Here is a 22,821-nt window from a genome sequence, read left to right as displayed (position 1 = left end):
GGTCGTTCCGGATCCGTCACGTTCACGACATCAACCCTGTCCTCGTTGCCAACCATGGGAGCTCACGTCGGAGGCCTTCCGACCACACCGCGAAGCTGTGTCCGCCCGGTACCTCCACGTACTGCACGTCCATTCCGGCGGCCTTCGCCGCGTCGTACATCTCCTGTTGGCCCGGTTTGTAGTCCTTGTCGTCCGACCCCACGACGAAAATACCGGCCGAGTCGGGATACTGACGTGATTTCAGCAGGTCGAGCGGGTTGATGGCGGTGAACGCCGCAGAGTTTCCTCCGAAAGCCTGCTGCACAGTTCGGTCTCGATCGCCGAGAGTCGGCTCGCGCTGGCCGGAGAGGTCGAGAAAGGTGGGATAGACATCGGGATGATTGGTCGCCATCTGAATCGAGCACGTACCGCCGTAGGACAATCCACCTATCGCCCAGTGCGCGCGATTCGGGTCCACCTGCAGCGCGCTGTCGATCCAGTCGGGAACGTCGCGGGAGAGATACGTGTCCACGTTGCCCAGGGGTGAGTCGACACAGAGCGGATTCGCCATCGACGACCCGGTTCCGTCCGCGACAACGACGACCGGCGCAAGACCCGAGTGATCGCGAGCGAAGTTGTCCATGGTCTCGGCGAGCTTTCCGCCGTTGAGCCAATCCTCGGGCGCTCCCGGCTGGCCTGCGAGCAGCACGAGAACCGGCAGGAGGGGACGAGGATCGGCGAAGTAGGCGGGCGGCAGGTAGATCTCCGCATCTCGTGCGGAGAAGTTCGACGCGGTGGCCGGAATGGAGGCAGAGGTGATTCTCCCGGCGGCCGCCAGATCTCCTGGCGCGGTCCAGACCGAGTCGAGCGGCGTGCCGGTGACGGTCTGTTCTACCGCAGCGGGCACATCCGAGAACTGAATACGCGCTGCGGACTCGGCCCCGAGAGCGTTGCCCACGGTGGGATAGGCGTCGAACTCGAGGTTGATGTGCAAGGCCGACGCCGCCACCACGAACACCATCGCAATCACGGAAGCCAGCGTGCCCAGCACCCCTCGCGCGGCCAAAGACCGGGGAATCACCGCGAACAGCGCAGCGAGGCCGACTCCGATCCACACGTAGATCGCGGTCTCTATCGGGTCCGGGAACGGTCGCCACACCTTCTCGACCACCACGTAGCCGATCGCCGTGACGACGATCGCTGACGTCGCGGCGATCGGCAGCGCACGCGTGGCGTATCGCCGCGATCTCGAGAAGAGCAGCCACAGACCACCGAGGGCGCCGAGAACGGACACGATCACCGGTACCGGGCCGTCGATCAACGACAGGGAATCGAACCACTCCACGCTTTCGTCTCCGCTCACTTCTCGAAAGTCGGGCCGAGGGGCGGCACGATCACAGCACAGAATATTCGCCCCGGGATCCCGGCGGTCGAGACCCGCCGATTCGTCGCGACCACGTCTATGACCGATCCCACACCAGCTGACCGGTCGGTACTACCACGAGTAGTACGCATCCGCGTCGGACTAGCCGTAGACTCGGACGAATGGCTGGTCTTGGTGAACTAGAGCGCGCAGTGATGGACCATCTGTGGGAGTCGTCGGATCCCCAGACCGTTCGACAGGTCCACGAGGCCCTTGCGACGCATCGCGAACTCGCTTATACGACGGTGATGACGGTGCTGCAGCGGCTGGCGAAGAAGAAGTTGGTCGTCCAGCAACGCGATGACAGAGCGCACCGCTATGCCCCGTTGCACGGCCGCGACGAGCTGGTCGCGAGCCTCATGGTCGACGCGCTGTCGCAGGCACCGGCGTCGGGTGGACGCGCAGCGGCACTCGTGCACTTCGTCGGTCAGGTCGGGGCCGACGAAGCCGCCGCCCTCCGTGAGGCGCTCGCCGCATTGGAAGTGGCACAATCGACATCGAAGTCCCCTTCGGCTGGAGATGGCCGTCCGACGGACTGACGCTCGCGGCAGTAAGTGAGGACATGAACTCGACGACTGCGCTGGTATTCGCAGTACTCGCGCTGATCCTGGCCGGGCCGGTTCCGGCAGTGCTCGCTCGCGCGAGCTGGCCGTACCGGTCACCGCGCGCGGCTCTCGTGCTGTGGCAAGCAATTGCCCTCGCTGCTGTGCTCTCGGCGTTCAGTTCCGGCCTCGCGATCGGCGGACTGCTACTGGTCCCCGGTCCGGACGGTCGTCCCACGACGGCACCGACCGACGAGATCGACGCGCTCGGCCTGCCCCTGTGGATCCTCTACGTCGTCGTCCTCGCCATCACGCTGGGTATCGGTGCCAAGCTCATGTTCTCCGTCGTTCAGGTAGCGGTCAGAACACGTCGTCGACGTTCCAGGCATCGCGTGCTCGTCGATCTGCTGGATCGAAGTGACTTGGGCGAGAACCCCTTCCGCGGTCTCCGCGATGCAGACATCCGCGTGCTCGACGCAGCCGAACCGATCGCGTATTGCCTACCCGGCCTGCGTCAGCGGGTGGTTCTCAGCCGGGGAACATTGGCCAGCCTGTGCGAGGCGGAAGTCACCGCCATCCTCAGTCACGAGCGGTCACACCTGCGCGCCCGCCACGACCTGGTCCTGGAAGCATTCACTGCCGTCAACGAAGCGTTCCCGCGGATCGTCCGCAGCAGGTCCGCACTCGGCAGCGTGCAGCTGCTGGTCGAGCTGCTCGCAGACGATTCGGCGGTCAAGGTCACCGGACCGACTCCGTTGGCCAGGGCACTGGTCACGTGTGCCGGATCCACCGCACCGCGTGGTGCGATGGCCGCCGGAGGGCCGCACACCCTCATCCGTGTTCAGCGCTTGAGCGGTCCTCGCAGCGATGTGCGTATCGCCGCGGCTGCCTACGCCGCGGCCGTGGTGATCCTCGTTCTTCCGACGATCTACGTCGCCATGCCGTGGCTGGAGGAACTGAGCAAGCTCGTCGGGTGAGCCCGCCCGCGATAGGGGTCGCACAGGTCACATCGACTCGAGTCGAACAATTCGCGATACGTCCCGTACAGTAGAGATCGGTCGCCATCGCGACCTAGCAATCGAAATGGCACAAACAGCCCCACTTTATGCAGTTCTCATCTGCATTCTGATGGCCAGGTGACAGTGCCCTGGCTCGTATCAATGTGTTCTGGCTGTTTTTCCGTGTTTCCCGGTTCATCGGGTGCTCTCAGCTTCGGGCTTATTGGCGTGCCCGTAATCCGGAGAGGCTTTACTGCGTGACCCACGCTGTTTCCAACACACCCGTTTCCACCACTTCCGACACCACGGCAGTCCCGACGCCCGTAGCGGCACCGGCCTTCACCTTCGCCGATCTCGGACTGCCCGAGGCAGTCGTCGCCGCATTGGCGCGCAACTCGATCACCGTGCCCTCCCCTATTCAGGAGAAGGCACTTCCCGACGCGATCGCCGGTAAGAACGTCCTCGGTCGTGCGCAGACCGGCTCGGGCAAGACCCTTGCCTTCGGACTGCCGATCCTGCAGCGCCTGTCGCTGCACACCGACCGCCCGGCAGCCAAGCGCCCGCGTTCGCTCGTGCTGGTCCCCACCCGCGAGCTCGCCTTCCAGGTTGTCGAATCCCTCGCTCCCTACGCCAACGCCCAGGGCCTGCGAGTCATGCCCGCCGTCGGCGGCACCCCGTTCAACAAGCAGGTCGAGCAGCTCCGACGCGGAGTCGACGTCCTCGTCGCCACCCCGGGCCGCCTCGCCGATCACCTCCGCCAGGGCACCTGCATCCTGGACTCGATCGAGATCACCGCGCTCGACGAGGCGGATCAGATGGCCGACATGGGCTTCCTGCCCGAGGTACGTGCCGTCCTCGCCGACACTCCGGCAGACGGGCAGCGCATGCTGTTCTCGGCCACCCTCGACCGTGAGGTTCAGTCGCTGGTCCGCCAGTTCCTGCCCGATCACGTCGAGCACTCCACCCAGGACGGCAAAGCCAGCGTCCGGACCATGGATCACTACGTCCTCATGGTCGACCGGGGTCAGAAGGATCTCGTTCTCTCCGAGATCGGTGCTCGCGAAGGCGGCCGCACCATCATGTTCGCGCGTACCAAGCTGGGCTGCGACGGAATCACCGATCGCCTGCGTGCGCTCGGTATCGCCGCGGAGTCACTGCACGGTGGCAAGGCTCAGAATCAGCGCACCCGCGTTCTCGAGCGCTTCAAGAACGGTCGCACCCCCGTCCTCGTCGCCACCGACGTTGCTGCTCGCGGAATCCACGTCGATGGTATCGACCTGGTCGTCCACGTCGATCCGCCCGCAGACCACAAGGACTACCTGCACCGCGCAGGACGCACCGCACGCGCGGGAGAGAAGGGAACCGTCGTCGCGATCGTGCTCCCCAACCAGCGTCGTCAGGTTCTGCGTCTGACCGGTATGGCCGGCGTCAAGGCCACCGCCGTCAACGTCTCGCCCGGTTCGGCCGAGCTGAACAGCATCACCGGAGCGAAGAAGCCGACCGGTGAGCCCCTGCGCGCCGAGTCCGCTCCCCGCGACCGGAACAGCCGTCCCGGCTACCAGGGATCGAACCCACGCAGCGGCGGTGGATACCAGGGCTCCAACCCCCGCAGCAGCGGCGGATACCAGGGCTCCAACCCGCGCAGCAGCGAGGGCTACCAGGGTGACCGTCCCCGCACCGGCTACCAGGGATCGAACCCACGCAGCAGCGAGGGCTACCAGGGCTCCAACCCCCGCAGCGGCGGTGGATACCAGGGCTCCAACCCCCGCAGCAGCGGCGGATACCAGGGCTCCAACCCCCGCAGCAGCGAGGGTTACCAGGGCGACCGCCCGCGTCGCTCCGACTCGAGCTCGTACCGCGGCTCCGAGGGTCGTGGCTACGAAGGTCGTGGCTCCGACAACCGTCGTCCCGCGTCCGGTCCTCGCCAGGACGAGCACCGCTCCGGAGGCTTCCGCAGCCGCACGGAACGTCGTTCGTACGACGGTTTCGACGGTCCGGCTCGCAGCCACTGATCGGTTCGTCACCGTGAGGTCGTGATCCGACCGGAACTGCACAAACGGGTGCCGCATTCTTCGCGAATGCGGCACCCGTTGTCGTTGCCGGTGGTCGGGTTCGACACCGGCCGGGGGGTTGGCTCGCGCGAAATCTCTCGGCAGGGAAAGCTGTCGGTATGACCTCAGCAGCAGAACCGACAGAACTGGCTCAGATCGGAGTCACCGGACTCGCCGTCATGGGCTCCAACATCGCCCGCAACTTCGCCCATCACGGCCACACCGTCGCCTTGCACAACCGCAGCGTCGCCAAGACCGATGCCCTGATCGCCGAGCACGGCACCGAGGGCACCTTCATCCGCACCGAAACCATCGAGGAGTTCGTCGCCGCCCTCGCGAAGCCGCGCCGAGTGCTCATCATGGTCAAGGCAGGCGACCCCACCGACGCGGTGATCGAGGAGCTTGCAGGCGCGATGGAGGAGGGCGACATCATCATCGACGGTGGTAACGCCCTCTACACCGACACCATCCGTCGCGAGGCGGCCATGAAGGAGCGCGGACTGCTCTTCGTCGGTGCCGGTATCTCCGGCGGCGAAGAAGGCGCGCTCAACGGACCGTCGATCATGCCGGGCGGTCCGGCCGAGTCCTACAAGGCCCTCGGGCCGCTGCTGGAATCCATCGCAGCGCAGGTCGACGGCACGCCGTGCTGCACGCACATCGGACCCGACGGCTCCGGACACTTCGTCAAGATGGTCCACAACGGCATCGAATACGCCGATATGCAGCTCATCGGTGAGGCGTACAACCTGTTCCGCGACGCCCTCGGTTACACGCCGGCGCAGGTAGCGGACGTGTTCACCGAGTGGAACAACGGTGATCTGGAGAGTTACCTCGTCGAGATCACCGCCGAGGTTCTACGCCAGATCGACGCCAAGACCGGTCAGCCTCTCGTCGACGTGATCGTCGACGCTGCGGAGCAGAAGGGTACCGGTCGCTGGACCGTCAAGGCGGCCCTGGACCTCGGTGTTCCCGTCACCGGTATCGCCGAGGCGGTGTTCGCTCGGGCTCTGTCGGGGTCACGCGCTCAGCGCAAGGCAGCCGTCGGGCTCGCCTCGGGAACACTCGCCGACAAGCCCACCGACGCGGAGCAGTTCACGCACGACATCAGTCGGGCTCTGTACGCGTCCAAGATCGTCGCCTACGCACAGGGCTTCGACCAGATCGCCGCCGGCAGTACCGAATACGACTGGAATCTGCATCCCGGTGACCTCGCCACGATCTGGCGCGGTGGCTGCATCATCCGCGCTCGGTTCCTCGATCGCATCAAGGACGCATACGACGACAACGCCGAACTGCCGAGTTTGATCCTGGCGCCGTACTTCCGTGATGCCATCGAGAACGCCATCGACAGCTGGCGTCGGGTAGTCATCACCGCGGCTTCGTTGGGCATTCCGGTCCCCGCGTTCGCGTCCTCGCTCTCCTACTACGACGCGTTGCGGGCAGAGCGTCTACCGGCCGCTCTGACACAGGGACAGCGGGACTTCTTCGGGGCGCACACCTACGAGCGCACCGACTCGGACGGAAAGTTCCACACTCTGTGGAGCGGCGATCGTTCCGAGATCGAAGCCTGACCGACGATCGCCCGCCGGTGGCGCTGCGTGCATCACGCAGCGCCACCGGTGGACGTACCGAACCCGGTCAGACGGGCACCGGCCCGAGGACCGGTTGGACCACCGTCGACGGGATGCCCTCCCACGGCAGTGAACCTTCCAGGTCCTTCCACACCGCCTGCACGGCGCTGAAGCACCCTTGACCGTATACGTCGGATGCTGTGTAGAGAATGTCGGCACAGTCCGGTACGTCGATGGTGAACAGCTCGAATCCTGCTGCAGTGCAACCAATTCCGGATTCAAGCTCCAGCATTCCCGAGGCCACCGAGGCACCGAGCGAATTGAGAATTCGTGAGGACTCATGCGGCCCGCGCCCCGTCATGACAATCTCCGGGCTGCCGAAATTCGTGAGACCGACCGTGTAGCAGAACGCCGGGTGGATACCGTCGGGATCGATTTCCGATTCGACGTACTGCAGGGCCCACCCACACCTGTCGATGGTGCGTTTCACACCTTCGATGTACTCGTCGACGCTGTAGCCCTGACACATCTTGCACATAGCTCCCCCGCACTCTGCGTGTGATCGCCCCCGCGGCAATCACGGTGTCGAACGCTTATCGAACATGCGTTCTACTCCGAGTATTGCGTGGGGCACCGACAAGAAGATTCCGACGCGTGGTCGACGCAGCGGTAGGGTCACAGCCATGCCGGGTCAATCCGTTCGATCGTTCGCAGAACTGGGACTGCCCGTGGTTCTCGTGCACTCGCTGAGGAAAGCGGGTGTCTCCGAGCCGTTTCCGATCCAGTCTGCCGCCCTGCCCGATGCGCTTGCGGGCCGCGATGTGCTCGGCCGTGCTCCGACCGGATCGGGGAAGACTCTCGCGTTCGGGCTTCCGCTGCTCGTGCGGCTTGCCGGCCGTCGTAGTGAGCCCGGTGCACCGCGTGGACTCGTGCTGGCTCCCACTCGCGAACTTGCGCTCCAGATCCAGGAAGTGCTCGACGTCCACGGTGCGACGTTCGGCCTGCGCAGCGTCGGTGTGGTCGGCGGCGTTCCGCTCGAGCGGAATGTTCGAGAAATCCAGCGCGGAATCGACATCGTGGTTGCCACCCCCGGTCGTCTCAACGACCTGCTCGAACGACGCTCGATCACGTTGAATCGCGTGGAGGTGACTGTGATCGACGAGGCGGATCGCATGGTGGACATGGGATTTCTGCCCCAGGTCGATTCGCTTCTCGCCGCGACACCGGCCGGCGGCCAGCGGCTGCTGTTCTCGGCGACCCTCGACGAGGACGTCGACCGCCTGGTCCAGAAGTTCCTGAACGATCCGGCCGAACATTCCACGGCGGAGTCGGTGAGCGAGCCCGACATCGCGCACTACGTGTTTCGGGTCGATGCTGCCCACAAGACCGAAGTAGCTGCCGCACTTGCCAACAGAGACGGTCGCACGTTGCTGTTCGTCCGCACCACTCACGCGGTCGACCGACTCACCGACGACTGTCGCCGGCTGGGCGTATCGGTATCGTCGCTGCACGGCAACAAGACTCAGGCGCACCGAACACGTTCGCTGGCCGCTTTCGGCGACGGCGCATCGACTGCGCTGATCGCGACCGACGTCGCAGCACGCGGAGTTCACGTCGACGACGTCACCCTCGTGGTCCACGTCGACCCACCGTTGGATTCCAAGGACTACGTGCACCGCGCAGGTCGCACTGCACGCGCCGGAGCCAGCGGAACCGTCGTGACGTTGGCCACCGCCGACCAGGTGGATCACGTGTGTGCGATGGTCGGCGATGCCGGCGTCTCGGCAACGGTGGTCGATACCGAGACCGATCCCACCTCGTGGCGTCGATTGACCGGGGCTCGTACACCCATCGGCAGGCCGCTCCCGGCCGAGGCGGCGGAATCACCAGCACCGCGTGGTTCACGACGCGGTGCCGCACCCGTCCGACACGAGCGAAGCGGGCGGGCCGGAGGCAGGCGGGGCGGCAGCAGAGGACGACGCGGGTGACCTCGCCCTGGTTGTCGGTTGTCCTCGCTCTCGTTTCGGCATTCCTGTTCGCGTGCGCGGCGGTGGCGCAGCAGAGCGCCGCTGCGTCCGTTCCGGAGGGAACATCGCTGGTATCGGCCCTTGTCCGTAGCCCCCGATGGTGGATGGGTGTGGTCGGAGACGGGGGTGGTTATGCGGTACAGATTGCGGCCCTCTGGGTCGGTTCGGTCCTCGTCGTGCAGCCGCTGCTCGTCACTGCCCTCCTGTTCGCGTTACCGATGTCGGCGAAATTCGCGCGCCGCTCCCTGCCTGGGTCGACCTACCCACTCGCGTTCCTCCTCGCCGCCGCGCTCGCGGTCTTCATCGTCGTCGGTGACCCCAGCGAAGGCACAACCGATGCGCCTCTCGCAGCGTGGATCGTGCCTCTGATCGTTGCCGCTGTCGTGATCGGCGGCGCGGCAGTGGGCGGCCTGGTGCTGGCCTCCCCCGGCCTGCGGGCCCTGCTTCTCGGAGCTGCGGGAGGTCTGTTGTTCGGACTCGCTGCAGCCCTCACCAAATTCGTGACCGATCTCGTCGACGCCGATCCCCTTGCAGCACTGACGGCGTGGCAGACCTACACCCTGATCGGATCCGGCGTTGTCGGCTTCTACTTGCAACAACGCGCATTCCAGGTGGGGCCGCTGTCCGCATCGATGCCGGCCGTCACGATCTGCGAACCCCTCGGTGCAGCGTTCATCGGAGTGACGGTCCTGGACGAGAGAATCAGAACCGAGGGCGCAGCCCTGGCGACGATCGTGGTGGTGGTCGCCGTCATGGTCGTCACCACCGTCCTCCTGTCGCGCACTCAGGCGGCGAACACGACCGATTCGACGGCAGCAGACCGGGCGTCGAACGCAGGAACTCCATCCGACCGGTAGTCTCGATCAACGTGCAGTTCCTCGATGGTCACCAGCCGCCCTACGATCTCACCTACGACGATGTCTTTCTCGTCCCCAACCGAACCGACGTCACGTCGCGGTTCGATGTCGACCTGAGTACGGTCGACGGCTCGGGAACGACCATTCCGATCGTGGTGTCGAACATGACGGCAGTATCGGGCCGGCGGATGGCCGAGACCGTCGCCCGTCGCGGTGCCATCGCCGTCATCCCCCAGGACTTACCGACCGAGGCCGTCGCCGACACCGTCGCATTCGTCAAGAGCCGTGACCTGATCGCGGATACACCAGCGGTACTCGGGCCCAACGCGTCCGTGTCCGACGCCTTGGCGCTGGTACACAAGCGAGCTCACGGATCGGTCGTGATAGTCGAACACGGCAAGCCCATCGGAGTCGTCACCGAGAGCGCCTGCACCGACGTCGACCGATTTGCTCGGCTCAGTTCCGTGGCGTCTGCCGACTTCGTGCGCGTTCCCCGCCATGCGTCGCCCAAGGAAGTGTTCGAGAAGATCGAGGCGGCGCATGCTCACCTTGCCGTCGTCGTGGAGGACGACGGCTCGCTGGCGGGTGTCGTGACGAGAACCGGCGCAGTTCGGACCGGCATCTACGCCCCCGCCGTGGACGCGTCGGGGCGCCTGCGGATCGCCGCGGCTGTCGGCATCAACGGCAATGTGGCGGAGAAGGCGACCGCACTCGTCGAAGCCGGTGCAGACGTGCTCGTGATGGACACCGCTCACGGGCATCAGGAGAAGATGCTCGACGCTCTCGCTGCTGTACGCTCCCTCGATCTCGGCGTTCCCCTGGCGGCCGGCAACGTGGTGTCTGCCCAGGGCACGCGCGACCTGGTTCAGGCGGGCGCGGACATCGTCAAGGTCGGCGTCGGACCAGGAGCGATGTGCACGACGCGAATGATGACCGGTGTCGGACGCCCCCAGTTCTCGGCTGTGGCCGATTGTTCGGCTGCGGCAGCCGAACTGGGGGCTTCGGTGTGGGCCGACGGCGGTGTGCGCCATCCTCGTGACGTTGCTCTCGCACTGGCAGCCGGTGCTGCGAACGTCATGATCGGCTCGTGGTTCGCCGGCACCTACGAGTCGCCCGGCGATCTGCGAGTGGACGCATCCGGCAATCGGTACAAGGAGAGCTTCGGCATGGCGTCCAAGCGAGCCGTTGCCGCCCGTACCGCCACCGACGGGGCGTTCGACCGAGCTCGCAAGGCCCTGTTCGAGGAGGGCATTTCCAGTTCGCGGATGCGCCTCGATCCCGACCGCCCCGGCGTCGAAGATCTGATCGATCACATCTGTGCCGGAGTTCGGAGCACCTGCACCTACGCAGGGGCCCGCAGCCTCCCGGAGTTGGCCGAACGCGCAGTTCTGGGAGTTCAGTCCGCAGCCGGATTCGCCGAGGGGCGCCCCCTGCCGTCCGGGTGGTGACCCCAGTTCACGGTTAGACTCTCCAACAGCAATCACAGTTGTCCGCGCTCGCTATGCGCCCGAGGCCGATCACCCCGTGCCTGGGCGCCGTCGAATCGTCGGTCCCGCACGGGTGGGGTCACAGCGCGGACCATACAGAAGGGAATCAGGTGCCCGAGGCACCCACTATTTCGGTTGCCGGTCCGGCAACTGCAGAGCAGCACGACGAGAGTTCCACTTCGGAGGGATCCTCTATCGAGCCGGGAGAGAAACCCGGCGACACCGATTTCGGCAGCCACGTGCACTCCGGTGGCGCGATGCTCCTGTCCCAGCTTCGACGGTCCCGGCTCAGGCGGAGTTGACGCGTGGCTCTTCTTCTCACCATCGTCAGCCTGCTCGGTTTCGTCGCATTGACGGCCGGCACCGCGCTGTTCGTAGCGGCCGAGTTCTCCCTCACTGCTCTCGAACGCAGTGCGGTCGAGTCACAGGCCGACAACGGCGACCTGCGCTCCCGCCAGGTTCTGCATGCCCACAAGACGCTGTCGTTTCAGCTGTCCGGTGCCCAACTCGGCATCACCATCACGACACTGATCACCGGCTATCTCGCCGAACCTGTGCTGGCCGGCTTCATACGGCCGGTGGCCGACGCGCTGGGCGCATCCGAGACCCTCTCCGCCGGCATCTCGCTTGCGGTAGCGCTGATCCTGGCGACCTCGTTCTCGATGATCTTCGGTGAGCTGGTTCCGAAGAACATCGCCATCGCGAAACCGATGTCGACCGCTCGTGTCACCGCCGGTGCGATGGCCGGGTTCTCGCTGGTGTTCAAGTGGGCCATCAACGGGCTCAACGGCTCGGCAAACTGGCTGGTACGCCGGCTCGGCATCGAACCGGCGGAGGAACTGAGATCCGCGCGGTCGCCGCAAGAGCTGGGTTCGCTGGTCCGCACGTCGGCACGGCAGGGGTCGATCGACGAGAACACCGCCCGACTGGTGGATCGGTCGTTGCAGTTCGGCGACCGCACGGCCGAGGAACTGATGACGCCGCGAGTCAAGATCGAGACGCTCGCCACCGACGCCACCGTGGCTGATCTCATCGAAACGGCTGCGCGGACCGGCTTCTCGCGCTTTCCAGTGGTCGACGGCGACCTCGATGACACCATCGGCGTAGTTCACATCAAGCATGCGTTCACCGTCGCCGGAGCGCACCGTCGCTCGACGACGGTCGAGTCCCTGGCGCGCGACGTTCCTGTCGTACCGTCCAGCCTCGACGGCGACGCGGTGATGGAACGGGTACGCGCCGACGGTATGCAGGTCGCGCTCGTCGTCGACGAGTACGGCGGCACCGCGGGCATGGTCACGATGGAGGATCTGATCGAGGAGATCGTCGGTGACGTGCGCGACGAACACGACGAGCCGGAGCTCGACGTCTCCAGATCGGGCGACGGATGGGATTGCGCAGGCCTGCTGCGTATCGACGAGGTCGCGTCGGCCACGGGGTATTCGGCACCGGAGGGCGAGTACGAAACCATCGGCGGTCTGGTACTGACGGAGTTGGGTCGCATTCCGACCGAGGGCGACGCAGTTCTGTTGCCTCCCCCGGCGAACGAGGATCCGCTCGAAAGAGACGGCGGTTGGGTTGCACGGGTGCTTCGTATGGACGGCCGCCGCATCGACCGGGTGGTACTCCTGCCCGTCGACGCGGCAGCCGTGGCTCGTATGAGATCGGAAGGTGAGATCGATGGGTGATTTCCTCGGCGTCGGACTCGCCGTTCTGTTGCTCGCCGGCAACGCATTCTTCGTCGGAGCCGAGTTCGCACTGATCTCGGCCCGGCGGGATCGCCTCGAAGCTCTGCTCGCGCAGGGAAAGAAGCGCGCTCAGAGCGTGATCGAGGCCGGTCAGAACCTGTCGCAGATGCTCGCCGCGGCCCAGCTCGGCATCACGATCTGCTCGATCCTTCTCGGTCGTGTGGCGGAGCCTGCGGTGGCACACCTGATCGAGGTTCCACTCGCCGCGGTCGGCATTCCCGAGTCCTTCCTGCATCCGATCGCCTTCGCCATCGCGTTGACGCTCGTGGTCGTCCTCCACATTCTCATCGGCGAGATGGTGCCCAAGAACATTGCCATCGCGGGCCCCGAGAGCACTGCGATGGTTCTGGTGCCCATCCATCTGCTCTTCATCAAGGTGGCGCTGCCGCTGATCTCGTTCTACAACATGTGCGCCAACCTGACCCTTCGACTGCTGCGGATCGAACCCAAGGACGAGCTGAGTTCCTCGGTGTCGGCGGTCGAGTTGTCGCAGATGATCGGCGAATCACGATCCGAGGGATTGATCGACGCCGAGGAGCATCGACGATTGCGGCAGGCGCTCGAGACGTCAGGGCGGACGGTCGGTGAGGTTCTGATTCCCTCTCACCAGGTTCGCAGTATCGAGTTGTCCGGGCCCGATCACACACTCGGACCGACGCTGGGCTCCGTCGAACGCGCTGTCATCGAAACGGGATTCTCTCGTTACCCGGTCCGCGACGCCTCGGGGGCACTCGTGGGCTACCTGCATCTCAAGGACGTACTCGACGACATGGCCGACGAGTCGGCCGGACCGGACACGGTCATTCCCCGCAGCGATGTGCGGGCACTACCGGTGGTCTCCATCGACACGGTGCTCGACGACGCATTGACCAAGTTGCGGCGTGCGAGCAGCCATCTCGGTGCCGTGCACGACGCGACGGGTGCCACGGTCGGCATCGTCGCGCTCGAGGACCTGGTCGAGGAATTCGTCGGTACGGTTCGGGACGGCACGCACCGGGTGGCCGGTCCTCGTCCGGGTCAATCGTCGTCCAGCTTCAAATCCGCGGCCGCTCCCCCACGGAACGTGTGAATGCCCAACTCGACGTTGCTGAGCGAAGGACAGTGGACCACGCGTCGTGCTGCGCATACGGCACGGGTGGAGAACCTCGTCGGTGACTATCTGACCGACCGGGGCCACGGCGGCGTCCATCCGGTGCTCGACTTTCTGTTCACCTACTACAGTCACCGCCCGGGTCAGCTGCGCCGATGGAATCCAGGTCACGGCGTCGTGCTCACCGGAGATCGCGCGCACGATTTCGCAGCGTTCGCGTCCTACGAGCAGGTGGACACCGACGACGGCCCGGGCTTTCGGGTGCGGTCGGATCTGGTGGAGCGACGACGATCGAGCATCGAATTCACCCTCGGCCTGCTCGCCGCCACCCGAGACAGACCACCGGTGCTCGGCTGTTTCGGACTGCACGAGTGGGCGATGGTCTACCGCGGAGGCACCTCGGCGCAGCGTCACGAGCAGGTGCCACTGCGTCTCGGGCACGACGGAACCGATGCCGTGGTCGATTCGATGACGTTGCGCTGCACCCACTACGACGCCTTCCGGTTCTTCACCCCCGATGCAGCGCCGCGCAACGCTGTTCCGCTGTCCCCGGAGTCGCGTCTGACATCCGAGCAACCCGGTTGTATTCACGCGTCCATGGATCTGTACAAGTGGTGCTACAAGCTGGGACCGCTGGTCGATTCCGAGTTTCTGACCGATTGCTTCGAGCTGGCTCTGCACGCGCGAACGATCGATATGCGCGCGAGTCCGTACGACCTGAGCGACTACGATCTCCAACCCATTCGAATCGAGACCGCGGCCGGCCGAGCGGAGTACGTTCGCGCGCAGGGGGAACTGTCTGCCGAAGCGGCCCCTCTGCGCTCGGCGTTGATCGCTCGATGCCAGAATTTACTGATCAGCGGCGAGTTCGGCGTCGGACTTACCGCCGAGTAACATCGACATCGTTGTCGTGGGGACACCGTCACCGGTGTCCGTGACCGGAAAGAGTGAGGAATTCATGACCGATCGTGTGCAGGCTGGTGGACTTCAGGTCGCCAAGGTCCTATTCGATTTCGTCGAGAAGGAGGCGCTGCCGGGTACCGACGTAGATTCGGATGCCTTCTGGGCCGGTGCCGCGTCGGTGATCGCCGATCTCGCTCCCAAGAACAAGTCACTGCTGGCTGTCCGCGACGAGATCCAGGGCAAGGTCGACGCCTGGCACGGCGAGCACGCAGGCCCGAACTACGATCGCGCCGCCTACAAGGCATTCCTGAAGGAGATCGGCTACCTGCTCGACGAGCCGGCCGACTTCCAGATCAGCACATCCGGTGTCGACACCGAGATCACCACCACCGCCGGCCCGCAGCTCGTGGTGCCGGTGCTCAACGCCCGGTTCGCGATAAACGCCTCCAACGCACGGTGGGGCTCGCTGTACGACGCTCTCTACGGAACCGATGCAATTCCCGAGACCGACGGCGCCGAAAAAGGCACCAGCTACAACAGGGTCCGCGGCGACAAGGTCATCGCCTTCGCGCGAGACTTCCTGGACGAGGCTCTGCCCCTGAGCTCCGGCTCGCACGTCGGTACCACCGGCTACGTCGTCGACGCAGCATCGCTGACGGTGACCCTCGCCGATGGAAGCACGGTCGGGCTGAAGGATCCCGCACAGCTGCTCGGCTACCAGGGCACCCCGGACGCGCCGACGGCAATCCTGTTCGTGCACAACGGCTTGCACTTCGAAATCCAGATCGACCCCGAGAGCCCGATCGGCAAGACCGACGGCGCAGGCGTCAAGGACGTCCTGCTCGAGTCGGCTGTCACCACCATCATGGACTTCGAGGACTCCGTCGCTGCAGTCGATGCGGACGACAAGGTTCTGGGGTACCGCAACTGGCTCGGTCTGATGAAGGGCGATCTGACCGAGGAAGTCTCCAAGGGCGGCAAGAGCTTCACTCGTGCGATGAACAAGGACCGCACGTACACCTCGGTCGACGGTTCGGAATTGACGCTGCACGGTCGCTCGCTGCTGTTCGTCCGTAACGTCGGTCACCTGATGACGTCGGATGCGATCCTCGATGCCGACGGCAACGAGGTGCCCGAGGGAATTCTCGATGCTCTGTTCACCTCGCTCGCCGGTATGCACTCGCTGACCTCGGACAACGTACTGTCCAACTCACGCACCGGTTCGCTGTACATCGTCAAGCCCAAGATGCACGGACCGGACGAGGTCGCGTTCACCGCGGAGCTGTTCGGCCGTGTCGAGCAGGTCCTCTCACTGCCGGCCAACACGCTCAAGGTCGGCATCATGGACGAGGAACGCCGCACGACGGTCAACCTCAAGGCGTGCATCCAGGCCGCGTCCGAGCGGGTCGTGTTCATCAACACCGGCTTCCTCGACCGCACCGGCGACGAGATCCACACCTCGATGGAGGCAGGTCCCGTCGTGCGCAAGGGCGCGATGAAGGGCGAGAAGTGGATTGCCGCATACGAAGACTTCAACGTCGACACCGGTCTCGCCGCAGGACTCGAAGGAAAGGCGCAGATCGGTAAGGGTATGTGGGCCATGCCCGACCTGATGCACGACATGCTCGAGCAGAAGATCGGGCATCCCAAGGACGGCGCCAACACCGCGTGGGTTCCCTCGCCCACCGCTGCGACCTTGCACGCCCTGCACTATCACAAGGTCGATGTCTTCGCCCGTCAGCACGAGATCGCACAGGCCAAGCGCGCCACCGTCGACGACATTCTCGAAATTCCTCTCGCGCCGTCCACGGACTGGACCGACGAGGAGAAGCAGAACGAACTCGACAACAACTCGCAGTCGATCCTGGGCTACGTGGTGCGGTGGATCGACCATGGCGTCGGCTGCTCGAAGGTTCCCGACATCAACGACATCGCACTCATGGAAGACCGTGCGACGCTGCGCATTTCGAGTCAGTTCATCGCGAACTGGCTGCGTCACGGCATCGTCACCGAAGCCCAGGTGCGCGAGTCGCTGAAGCGGATGGCACCGGTGGTGGACCGTCAGAACGAATCCGATCCGACGTACAAGCCGTTGGCTCCCGACTTCGACACCAACATCGCCTTCCAGGCTGCCAGTGACCTGATCTTCCAAGGCACCAGCCAGCCCAACGGCTACACCGAGCCGATCCTGCATCGTCGCCGACGGGAGTACAAGGCCGTCAACGCCTGACGGACTTGTCGATCACGTGGGTGAACATCGGAACACAGGGCGCGGGCGTTCGATAGCCGCCGGACCCGTGATCGTCGTGATAGCGATCGCGGTGCTGGTTGCGGCCGTGTTCGGATGGTTTCAACTGCGGGATCGAATCTTCGATCAAGGAGTCGAAGCTGCCGACACGTGTGTGGAGGGATCGGCGGTGCTCACTGTCGCCGCCGATCCCGACATCTCCGGGCCTGTGGAACAACTGGCTGCTCGGTTCAACGACACCGCACCGGTGGTACGGGACCACTGTGTGACGGTTCAGGTTCGAGCTACAGCCTCCGATGCCGTGCGGATGGCCTTGAACGCCGGAATCGACAACTGGGACGTCGGAGCACTCGGCGCTCGGCCGGGCCTGTGGATACCTCAATCGTCGGGCGACGTCGAGGCCGTGACCGACCTCGGTGCCGTCGACGGCACCCCGCGGCCACTCGCGACGAGTCCGGTCGTACTCGCGGTGCCGTCTGCCGTGGCCGACGCTCTGACTTCCGCGACCTGGGCCGACCTGGTCCGCCTGCAACGCGACCCACAGGCATTCGGCCTCGGCGAGTGGGGCGCACTCCGTCTCGCACTACCGACCGGATCCGATGCCGGCGCAACCACACTCGCGGTCGCCGCCATCGCTGCCGGGGTACGCGGTGATCCGACCACTGCACTGACCGTCGAGCAGGTCTCGTCGAGAGAACTGATCTCGGCTGTGTCGGAGCTGGCCGTCACCGACACCGCAGCCTCTGCAACATCTGCGTCCACCACCTACGACGCACTCGCGGCCCTCGAGAACGCGCCCGGCCCCGACGCTCCGGTCCACGCGGTTCCGGTCACCGAACAACAACTGGCATCGACCGATTCGTCGACGCTGACCGCCGTCGAACCTCAGGGCCCTACTCCCGTTGCCGATCATCCCGCGGCTGTACTCTCCGGCGACGAGACATCGACTCGGGCTGCCGCCGCGTTCGTCGATTTCGTCCGGCAGCCGAATGGTGCGCAGTTGCTCGCGGATGCGGGCTTCGGCGTCGGCGAGACACCGGACGCGGAAGCCGTCGCTGCTCCTTCCGGACCAGTTGCCGACGCACTGCTCGCCGTGCTGCGAAATCCGGTCCTGCCGCGCCGAGCCACAGTACTGCTCGACCTCTCCGAGTCGATGGGCACGACCGAAGGCAGTGCGACGAGGCTGCAGAACACGGTCCGCGCTCTCGACGAACAGTTCCAGCGAGTGCCCGACTCCACCGAGCTGGGCCTGTGGAGCTTCAGCGAGGATCTGGACGACTCGCTGCCTTTCCGAGTAGATGTTCCGACCGGTCCGATGACGGTTCCGGTCGGAACTACTCCCAGACGCGCAGCACTGACCACCACCGCGGCGGCGTTGACGCCGGCAACCGGGTCGTTCACGTACGCGTCCTTATTGGTCGCGTATCTCGACGCAGTGGCCGGATACGTTCCCGGCCGCATCAATTCCGTCGTGCTGATCACCGACGGCCCAGACGACTCGTCCTTGTCCACGGAGGAGTTGCTCACCGACCTGACCGCCGCGGCCGATCCGGCGCGTCCGGTCGCAGTGAACGTGGTGATGATCGGTGACAACCCCGATGTCTCCTCCTTCAACGACATCACCGCCCGGACCGGCGGCACTGCGGAAACAGTGTCGACATCGGATTCACCAGACCTCATCGATCTACTCGGAAAGTTGCTGTACTAGAACATGTCTCGTGTACTTTTTGTCGGCGTCTTCTTGCTCCTCGTCACCCTGTTCCTGCACTGGCGATTTCTCTCCGTCACCAGGATGCCGACACGTCCCAAACGGGCTGTCGATGCTGTGCTGGCACTGCTGTGGTTGTGCGCGGTGATCGGCTTCGGCAGCGGCGTGGTGTTCGACCCGTCCTGGGCCCGCGGTCCGGCCTTTGTCGGCCTCACGTGGCTCGCCGTGGTGTTGTACCTGTTCTTGGGAACGGTGCTCGTCGGGCTGGTCTGCACCGTCGTCCGCGTGGCGTTCGCGGTGATGCGCCGCGATTCGGCCGGTGTGCGGTTGCGTATGTCGAGAGTCGGCTCCGCGATGGTTGCGGTCGTCAGCGTCGTCGCAGTGGGGTATGGACTCGTCGAGGCCGCGACCCCGCGCGTGACGAACACCGACGTTGCGCTCGAGAGGCTACCGGCCGAATTCGACGGCGTGCGAGTGGCATTGGTGTCCGACATCCATGCCGGGCCCTCCCGCGGTGCGGACTTCGTGCGCAAGGTCGTCGATTCGGTCAACGCCCAGAAACCGGATCTCGTTCTGCTCGACGGCGATCTCATCGACGGCACAGTCGAGCTGGTCGGGCCCGATCTCGAACCCCTGCGCGACCTCGATGCCCCGTTGGGTGTGTTCGCGGTCAGCGGCAATCACGAGTTCTACGCGGGAGACGGCGGTGAATGGCTCGACTTCTGGTCGACGCTCGGCATCGACGTGCTCCGCAACGAACGCACAACCCTCACTCGCGGCGACGCGGCGATCGATCTCGCCGGCATCAACGACGCCACTGCCCCTGCGCCGTACGAACCAGATCTCGGTGCGGCATTGGAGGGGATAGATCCCGACCGCTTCGTGTTTCTGATGGCCCACCAGCCGTTGCAGGCGGTGGAGGCATCGGACTTCGGAGTCGACATGCAGGTCTCCGGGCATACACACGGGGGTCAGATATGGCCGATCCGGTACCTGGTGCCGCTACAGCAGCCGAGTGTCGAGGGCCTGGACACGATCGACAACACCACGTTGTACACCACCAGGGGTGCGGGAGCGTGGGGTCCTCCGGTCCGCGTCGCTGCTCCGCCCGAGATCGCGATGCTCGAACTCACCCGGGGCTGAACACTCGCGAGCGGATAGAACAGAGCCCGCCACGGCGACGTGACGGGCTCTGTTTTCGGCTCAGGCGAACGCCTCGATCGGTGGGCACGAGCACACCAGATTGCGGTCACCGTGGGCACCGTCGATGCGTCGCACCGCGGGCCATACCTTCGGACGGTCGTAGCCCGCCGGGTAGGCAGCGAGTTCCCGTGAATACGGGTGACCCCACTCGGCAACCAGACTCCGAGCGGTGTGCGGTGCGCCTCGAAGTGGGTTGTCCTCGGCCGTCCATTCGCCCGATCCGACGCGATCGATCTCTCCCCTGATGGCGATCATCGCATCGCAGAACGCGTCGATCTCCTCGAGGTTCTCGCTCTCGGTCGGCTCGACCATCAGAGTTCCGGGCACCGGGAAGCTCATCGTGGGCGCGTGGAAGCCGTAGTCCGCCAACCTTTTCGCAACGTCGTCGACGGTGACTCCGGTGTCCTTGGTCAGGCCTCGCAGATCGAGAATGCACTCGTGGGCAACCATGCCGTTGTCGCCGGTGTACAGAACCGGGAAGTACTCGTCGAGGCGGCGGGCGATGTAGTTGGCCGACGCGATCGCAGTCAACGTCGCCTGCCGGAGTCCGGTCGCACCCATCATCGCGATGTAGGCCCACGTGATCGTCAGGATCGAGGCACTGCCGTAGGGGGCACCGGACACCGTCGGTCCCGAACCGAGTTGCGGGGCCAGTGGGTGACCCGGCAGATAGGGCTGCAGGTGCGACCGCACACCGATGGGTCCGACACCGGGCCCGCCGCCTCCGTGTGGGATGCAGAATGTCTTGTGCAGGTTCAGGTGGCTGACGTCGCCGCCGAATCGACCGGGGCGTGCCAGACCGACGAGAGCGTTGAGGTTGGCACCGTCTACGTACACCTGACCGCCTGCGTCGTGGACCGCTGCACAGATCTCGGAGATCTCGTGCTCGTACACGCCGTGAGTCGAGGGATAGGTGATCATGATCGCGGCGAGGGTGTCGGCGTGCTCGGCGATCTTGGCGCGCAGGTCGTCGACGTCGACGTCACCGTTGGGACGGCAGGCCACGACAACCACGCGCATGCCCACCATCACCGCCGAGGCTGCGTTGGTGCCGTGGGCGCTCGACGGGATCAGGCACACGGTGCGTTCGACATCGCCGTTGCCGAGGTGGTAGCGACGAATGGCGAGCAGCCCTGCGTACTCGCCTTGGCTTCCCGCGTTCGGCTGCAGGCTGACCGCGTCGTAGCCGGTGATGTCCACCAGCCACTGTTCCAGGTCGGCGATCACCCGTAGCAGACCGGGCACGTCCGAAGACGGAGCGAAGGGGTGCTGACGGGCGAACTGCGGCCAGGTGATGGACTCCATCTCCGCGGTTGCGTTCAGCTTCATCGTGCACGAACCCAGCGGAATCATGCTGCGATCGAGCGCAATGTCCTTGTCGGACAACGCGCGTAGGTAGCGCAGCATGGCCGTCTCGGTGCGGTACCGGGTGAATGCCGGGTGCGTGAGGTACTCCGAGGTGCGAGTCATGTTCGCCGGCAACGACTCGGGCCCGGAACCGGCGGCTTCTGCACCGAACGCGGCGAGCGCGTTCGCGATGTGCTCGGGCGTCGACGCCTCGTCGCACGCGACGGCCACGTGGTCGGCGTCGACCAACCGCAGATTGATGCCGCGCTGCTTGGCATGGTCGACGACGGCCTGAGCCTTACCCGGGATCGCCGCCAGGACGGTGTCGAAGAATTCCGTGTGCACCACGTCGATGCCTGCCTCCTGCAGACCTGCCGCAACGCGTCGAGCATGCGCATTCACCCGAGTTGCTATCGCCCGCAATCCGTCTGCGCCGTGGTAGCTGGCGTACATCGCGGCGACGATAGCCAGCAGGACCTGAGCGGTACAGATGTTGGAGGTCGCCTTCTCGCGGCGGATGTGCTGCTCGCGGGTCTGCAGCGCAAGTCGGTAGGCGCGGTGGCCGTCCGCATCGAGCGAGACCCCCACCAGTCGGCCGGGTAGCTGACGGGAATGACCGGACCGCACTGCGAGGTAGCCGGCGTGCGGTCCGCCGTATCCCATCGGAACACCGAACCGCTGGGTGGTTCCGAAGCAGACGTCCGCGCCGATCTCACCGGGCGGAGTCACCACGGTGGCAGCGAGCAGGTCCACTCCCACGGCAACCAGCGCGCCACGCTCGTGCGCGGCCTCGACGATCGCCGTGTGGTCGACCAGACGGCCCGACGCTCCCGGCAGCTGCGCCAGCACACCGAAGAATTCGCCGTCGGGCAGGCCGTCGGTCAGATCGGCGTAGACCAGCTCGATCCCCAACGGCTCGGCGCGAGTGGCCAATACGGCCTCGGTCTGCGGGAAGATGTCGGAGTCGACCAGTAGCCGAGGCGACTTCGATGCCCTGTTCGCGCGCCGCATCAAGGTCATGGATTCGGCGGCCGCCGTCGACTCGTCGAGCATCGACGCATTGGCCACGTCCATGCCGGTGAGGTCGGCGACCATGGTCTGGAAGTTCAGCAACGCTTCGAGTCGCCCCTGGCTGATTTCGGGCTGATACGGCGTGTATGCGGTGTACCAGGCCGGGTTCTCCAGAATTCCCCGGGTCAGCACCGGCGGGGTCAACGTGTCGTAGTACCCGAGGCCGATCATCGATGTCGCCACGGTGTTCTGCCCGGCGAGATCGGCCAGTGCGGCGAGCACCTCGTGCTCGCTCAGGGCAGGCGGCAGCGTCGCCAAGCCGTCGGGAACACCGTCGACCACGGTGTCGAGGATGGAGGACGGAACGGCTTTGCGAGCCAGCTCGTCGAGACTGTCGACGCCGATCGTGTCGAGGATGCGGACCAACTCGGTGGCGTCGGGGCCGATGTGACGGTCGACGAAAGTGTGTGCGGACGAGGCGGTTCGGTCGGTCACGATGTGCTCCCAGGTGCCGGAAAGACGAGGCGTCGGACGACCGAGGCATACGCTCCGGCCGCTCCTCCCCCTCTGTCGTGTGCCCGCTGACGCGTGCGCCTGAGAGATTCGGTCGGACACGGCGCGCCAGTGAAGC

General features: G+C 65.4%; 16 protein-coding genes. 13 read left to right on the top strand and 3 right to left on the bottom strand.

Annotated elements, in window-relative coordinates; genetic code table 11:
* Positions 1-22 precede the first annotated feature (22 nt).
* The gene (locus tag R4P57_RS15645; protein ID WP_317803943.1) at positions 23-1,324 is read right to left on the bottom strand and encodes an alpha/beta hydrolase; all 1,302 of its coding nucleotides are present in this window, start codon (positions 1,322-1,324) and stop codon (positions 23-25) included.
* Between the two features lie 200 nt (positions 1,325-1,524).
* Between R4P57_RS15645 and R4P57_RS15640 the strand changes: the two genes are divergently transcribed.
* From R4P57_RS15640 to gndA, 4 genes are all read left to right on the top strand, one after another.
* Positions 1,525-1,941, top strand: coding sequence for a BlaI/MecI/CopY family transcriptional regulator (locus R4P57_RS15640; RefSeq protein ID WP_032398122.1), 417 nt, complete (start codon positions 1,525-1,527; stop codon positions 1,939-1,941).
* Between the two features lie 23 nt (positions 1,942-1,964).
* Positions 1,965-2,921 (top strand): M56 family metallopeptidase, encoded by a 957-nt coding sequence (locus R4P57_RS15635; RefSeq protein WP_317803743.1) that lies wholly within the window; start codon positions 1,965-1,967, stop codon positions 2,919-2,921.
* A 278-nt stretch (positions 2,922-3,199) separates the two neighbouring features.
* On the top strand, positions 3,200-4,954 hold the full coding sequence (locus R4P57_RS15630; RefSeq protein ID WP_411742371.1) for a DEAD/DEAH box helicase: 1,755 nt from the start codon (positions 3,200-3,202) through the stop codon (positions 4,952-4,954).
* Between the two features lie 158 nt (positions 4,955-5,112).
* On the top strand, positions 5,113-6,564 hold the full coding sequence (gndA, locus tag R4P57_RS15625) for an NADP-dependent phosphogluconate dehydrogenase (RefSeq protein WP_317803742.1): 1,452 nt from the start codon (positions 5,113-5,115) through the stop codon (positions 6,562-6,564).
* A gap of 67 nt (positions 6,565-6,631) precedes the next feature.
* Here gndA and R4P57_RS15620 read toward each other — a convergent pair whose 3' ends face one another.
* Positions 6,632-7,102, bottom strand: coding sequence for a DUF4262 domain-containing protein (locus tag R4P57_RS15620; RefSeq protein WP_317803741.1), 471 nt, complete (start codon positions 7,100-7,102; stop codon positions 6,632-6,634).
* 64 nt (positions 7,103-7,166) lie between these two features.
* Here R4P57_RS15620 and R4P57_RS15615 point away from each other — a divergent pair, with 64 nt between their 5' ends.
* The 9 genes from R4P57_RS15615 (at position 7,167) to R4P57_RS15575 (ending at position 19,772) form a co-directional block, all read left to right on the top strand.
* Positions 7,167-8,552: a DEAD/DEAH box helicase gene (locus tag R4P57_RS15615; RefSeq protein ID WP_317803740.1), complete on the top strand. Its 1,386-nt coding sequence runs from the start codon at positions 7,167-7,169 to the stop codon at positions 8,550-8,552.
* Positions 8,549-9,448, top strand: a complete 900-nt coding sequence (locus R4P57_RS15610; RefSeq protein WP_317803739.1) for a DMT family transporter — start codon at positions 8,549-8,551, stop codon at positions 9,446-9,448. Before R4P57_RS15615 ends, R4P57_RS15610 begins: the two co-directional genes overlap by 4 nt.
* An 11-nt stretch (positions 9,449-9,459) precedes the next feature.
* Positions 9,460-10,896, top strand: coding sequence for a GuaB1 family IMP dehydrogenase-related protein (locus tag R4P57_RS15605; RefSeq protein ID WP_317803738.1), 1,437 nt, complete (start codon positions 9,460-9,462; stop codon positions 10,894-10,896).
* Between the two features lie 344 nt (positions 10,897-11,240).
* The gene (locus tag R4P57_RS15600; RefSeq protein ID WP_317803737.1) at positions 11,241-12,620 is read left to right on the top strand and encodes a hemolysin family protein; all 1,380 of its coding nucleotides are present in this window, start codon (positions 11,241-11,243) and stop codon (positions 12,618-12,620) included.
* Entirely contained in the window at positions 12,613-13,749 is a 1,137-nt protein-coding gene (locus R4P57_RS15595) for a hemolysin family protein (RefSeq protein ID WP_317803736.1), read from the top strand. Before R4P57_RS15600 ends, R4P57_RS15595 begins: the two co-directional genes overlap by 8 nt.
* Positions 13,750-14,664, top strand: coding sequence for a 3-methyladenine DNA glycosylase (locus R4P57_RS15590; RefSeq protein ID WP_317803735.1), 915 nt, complete (start codon positions 13,750-13,752; stop codon positions 14,662-14,664).
* Positions 14,665-14,728: 64 nt separating this feature from the next.
* The gene (locus R4P57_RS15585) at positions 14,729-16,903 is read left to right on the top strand and encodes a malate synthase G (protein ID WP_317803734.1); all 2,175 of its coding nucleotides are present in this window, start codon (positions 14,729-14,731) and stop codon (positions 16,901-16,903) included.
* Positions 16,904-16,970: 67 nt separating this feature from the next.
* Positions 16,971-18,629 (top strand): substrate-binding and VWA domain-containing protein, encoded by a 1,659-nt coding sequence (locus R4P57_RS15580; RefSeq protein WP_317803733.1) that lies wholly within the window; start codon positions 16,971-16,973, stop codon positions 18,627-18,629.
* A gap of 3 nt (positions 18,630-18,632) precedes the next feature.
* Positions 18,633-19,772, top strand: coding sequence for a metallophosphoesterase (locus R4P57_RS15575; protein WP_317803732.1), 1,140 nt, complete (start codon positions 18,633-18,635; stop codon positions 19,770-19,772).
* 60 nt (positions 19,773-19,832) lie between these two features.
* Here the strand turns inward: R4P57_RS15575 and gcvP are convergent, their stop codons facing one another.
* A complete protein-coding gene (gene gcvP / locus R4P57_RS15570) occupies positions 19,833-22,685 on the bottom strand; it encodes an aminomethyl-transferring glycine dehydrogenase (protein WP_317803731.1) in 2,853 nt (950 codons plus the stop codon).
* Positions 22,686-22,821 lie beyond the last annotated feature (136 nt).

The sequence above is a fragment of the Rhodococcus sp. IEGM 1330 genome, assembly GCF_033142445.1.
GTDB lineage: Bacteria > Actinomycetota > Actinomycetes > Mycobacteriales > Mycobacteriaceae > Rhodococcoides.
Note: the sequence above shows the minus strand (reverse complement) of the source record. Positions and strands in the feature narration are given on the sequence as shown.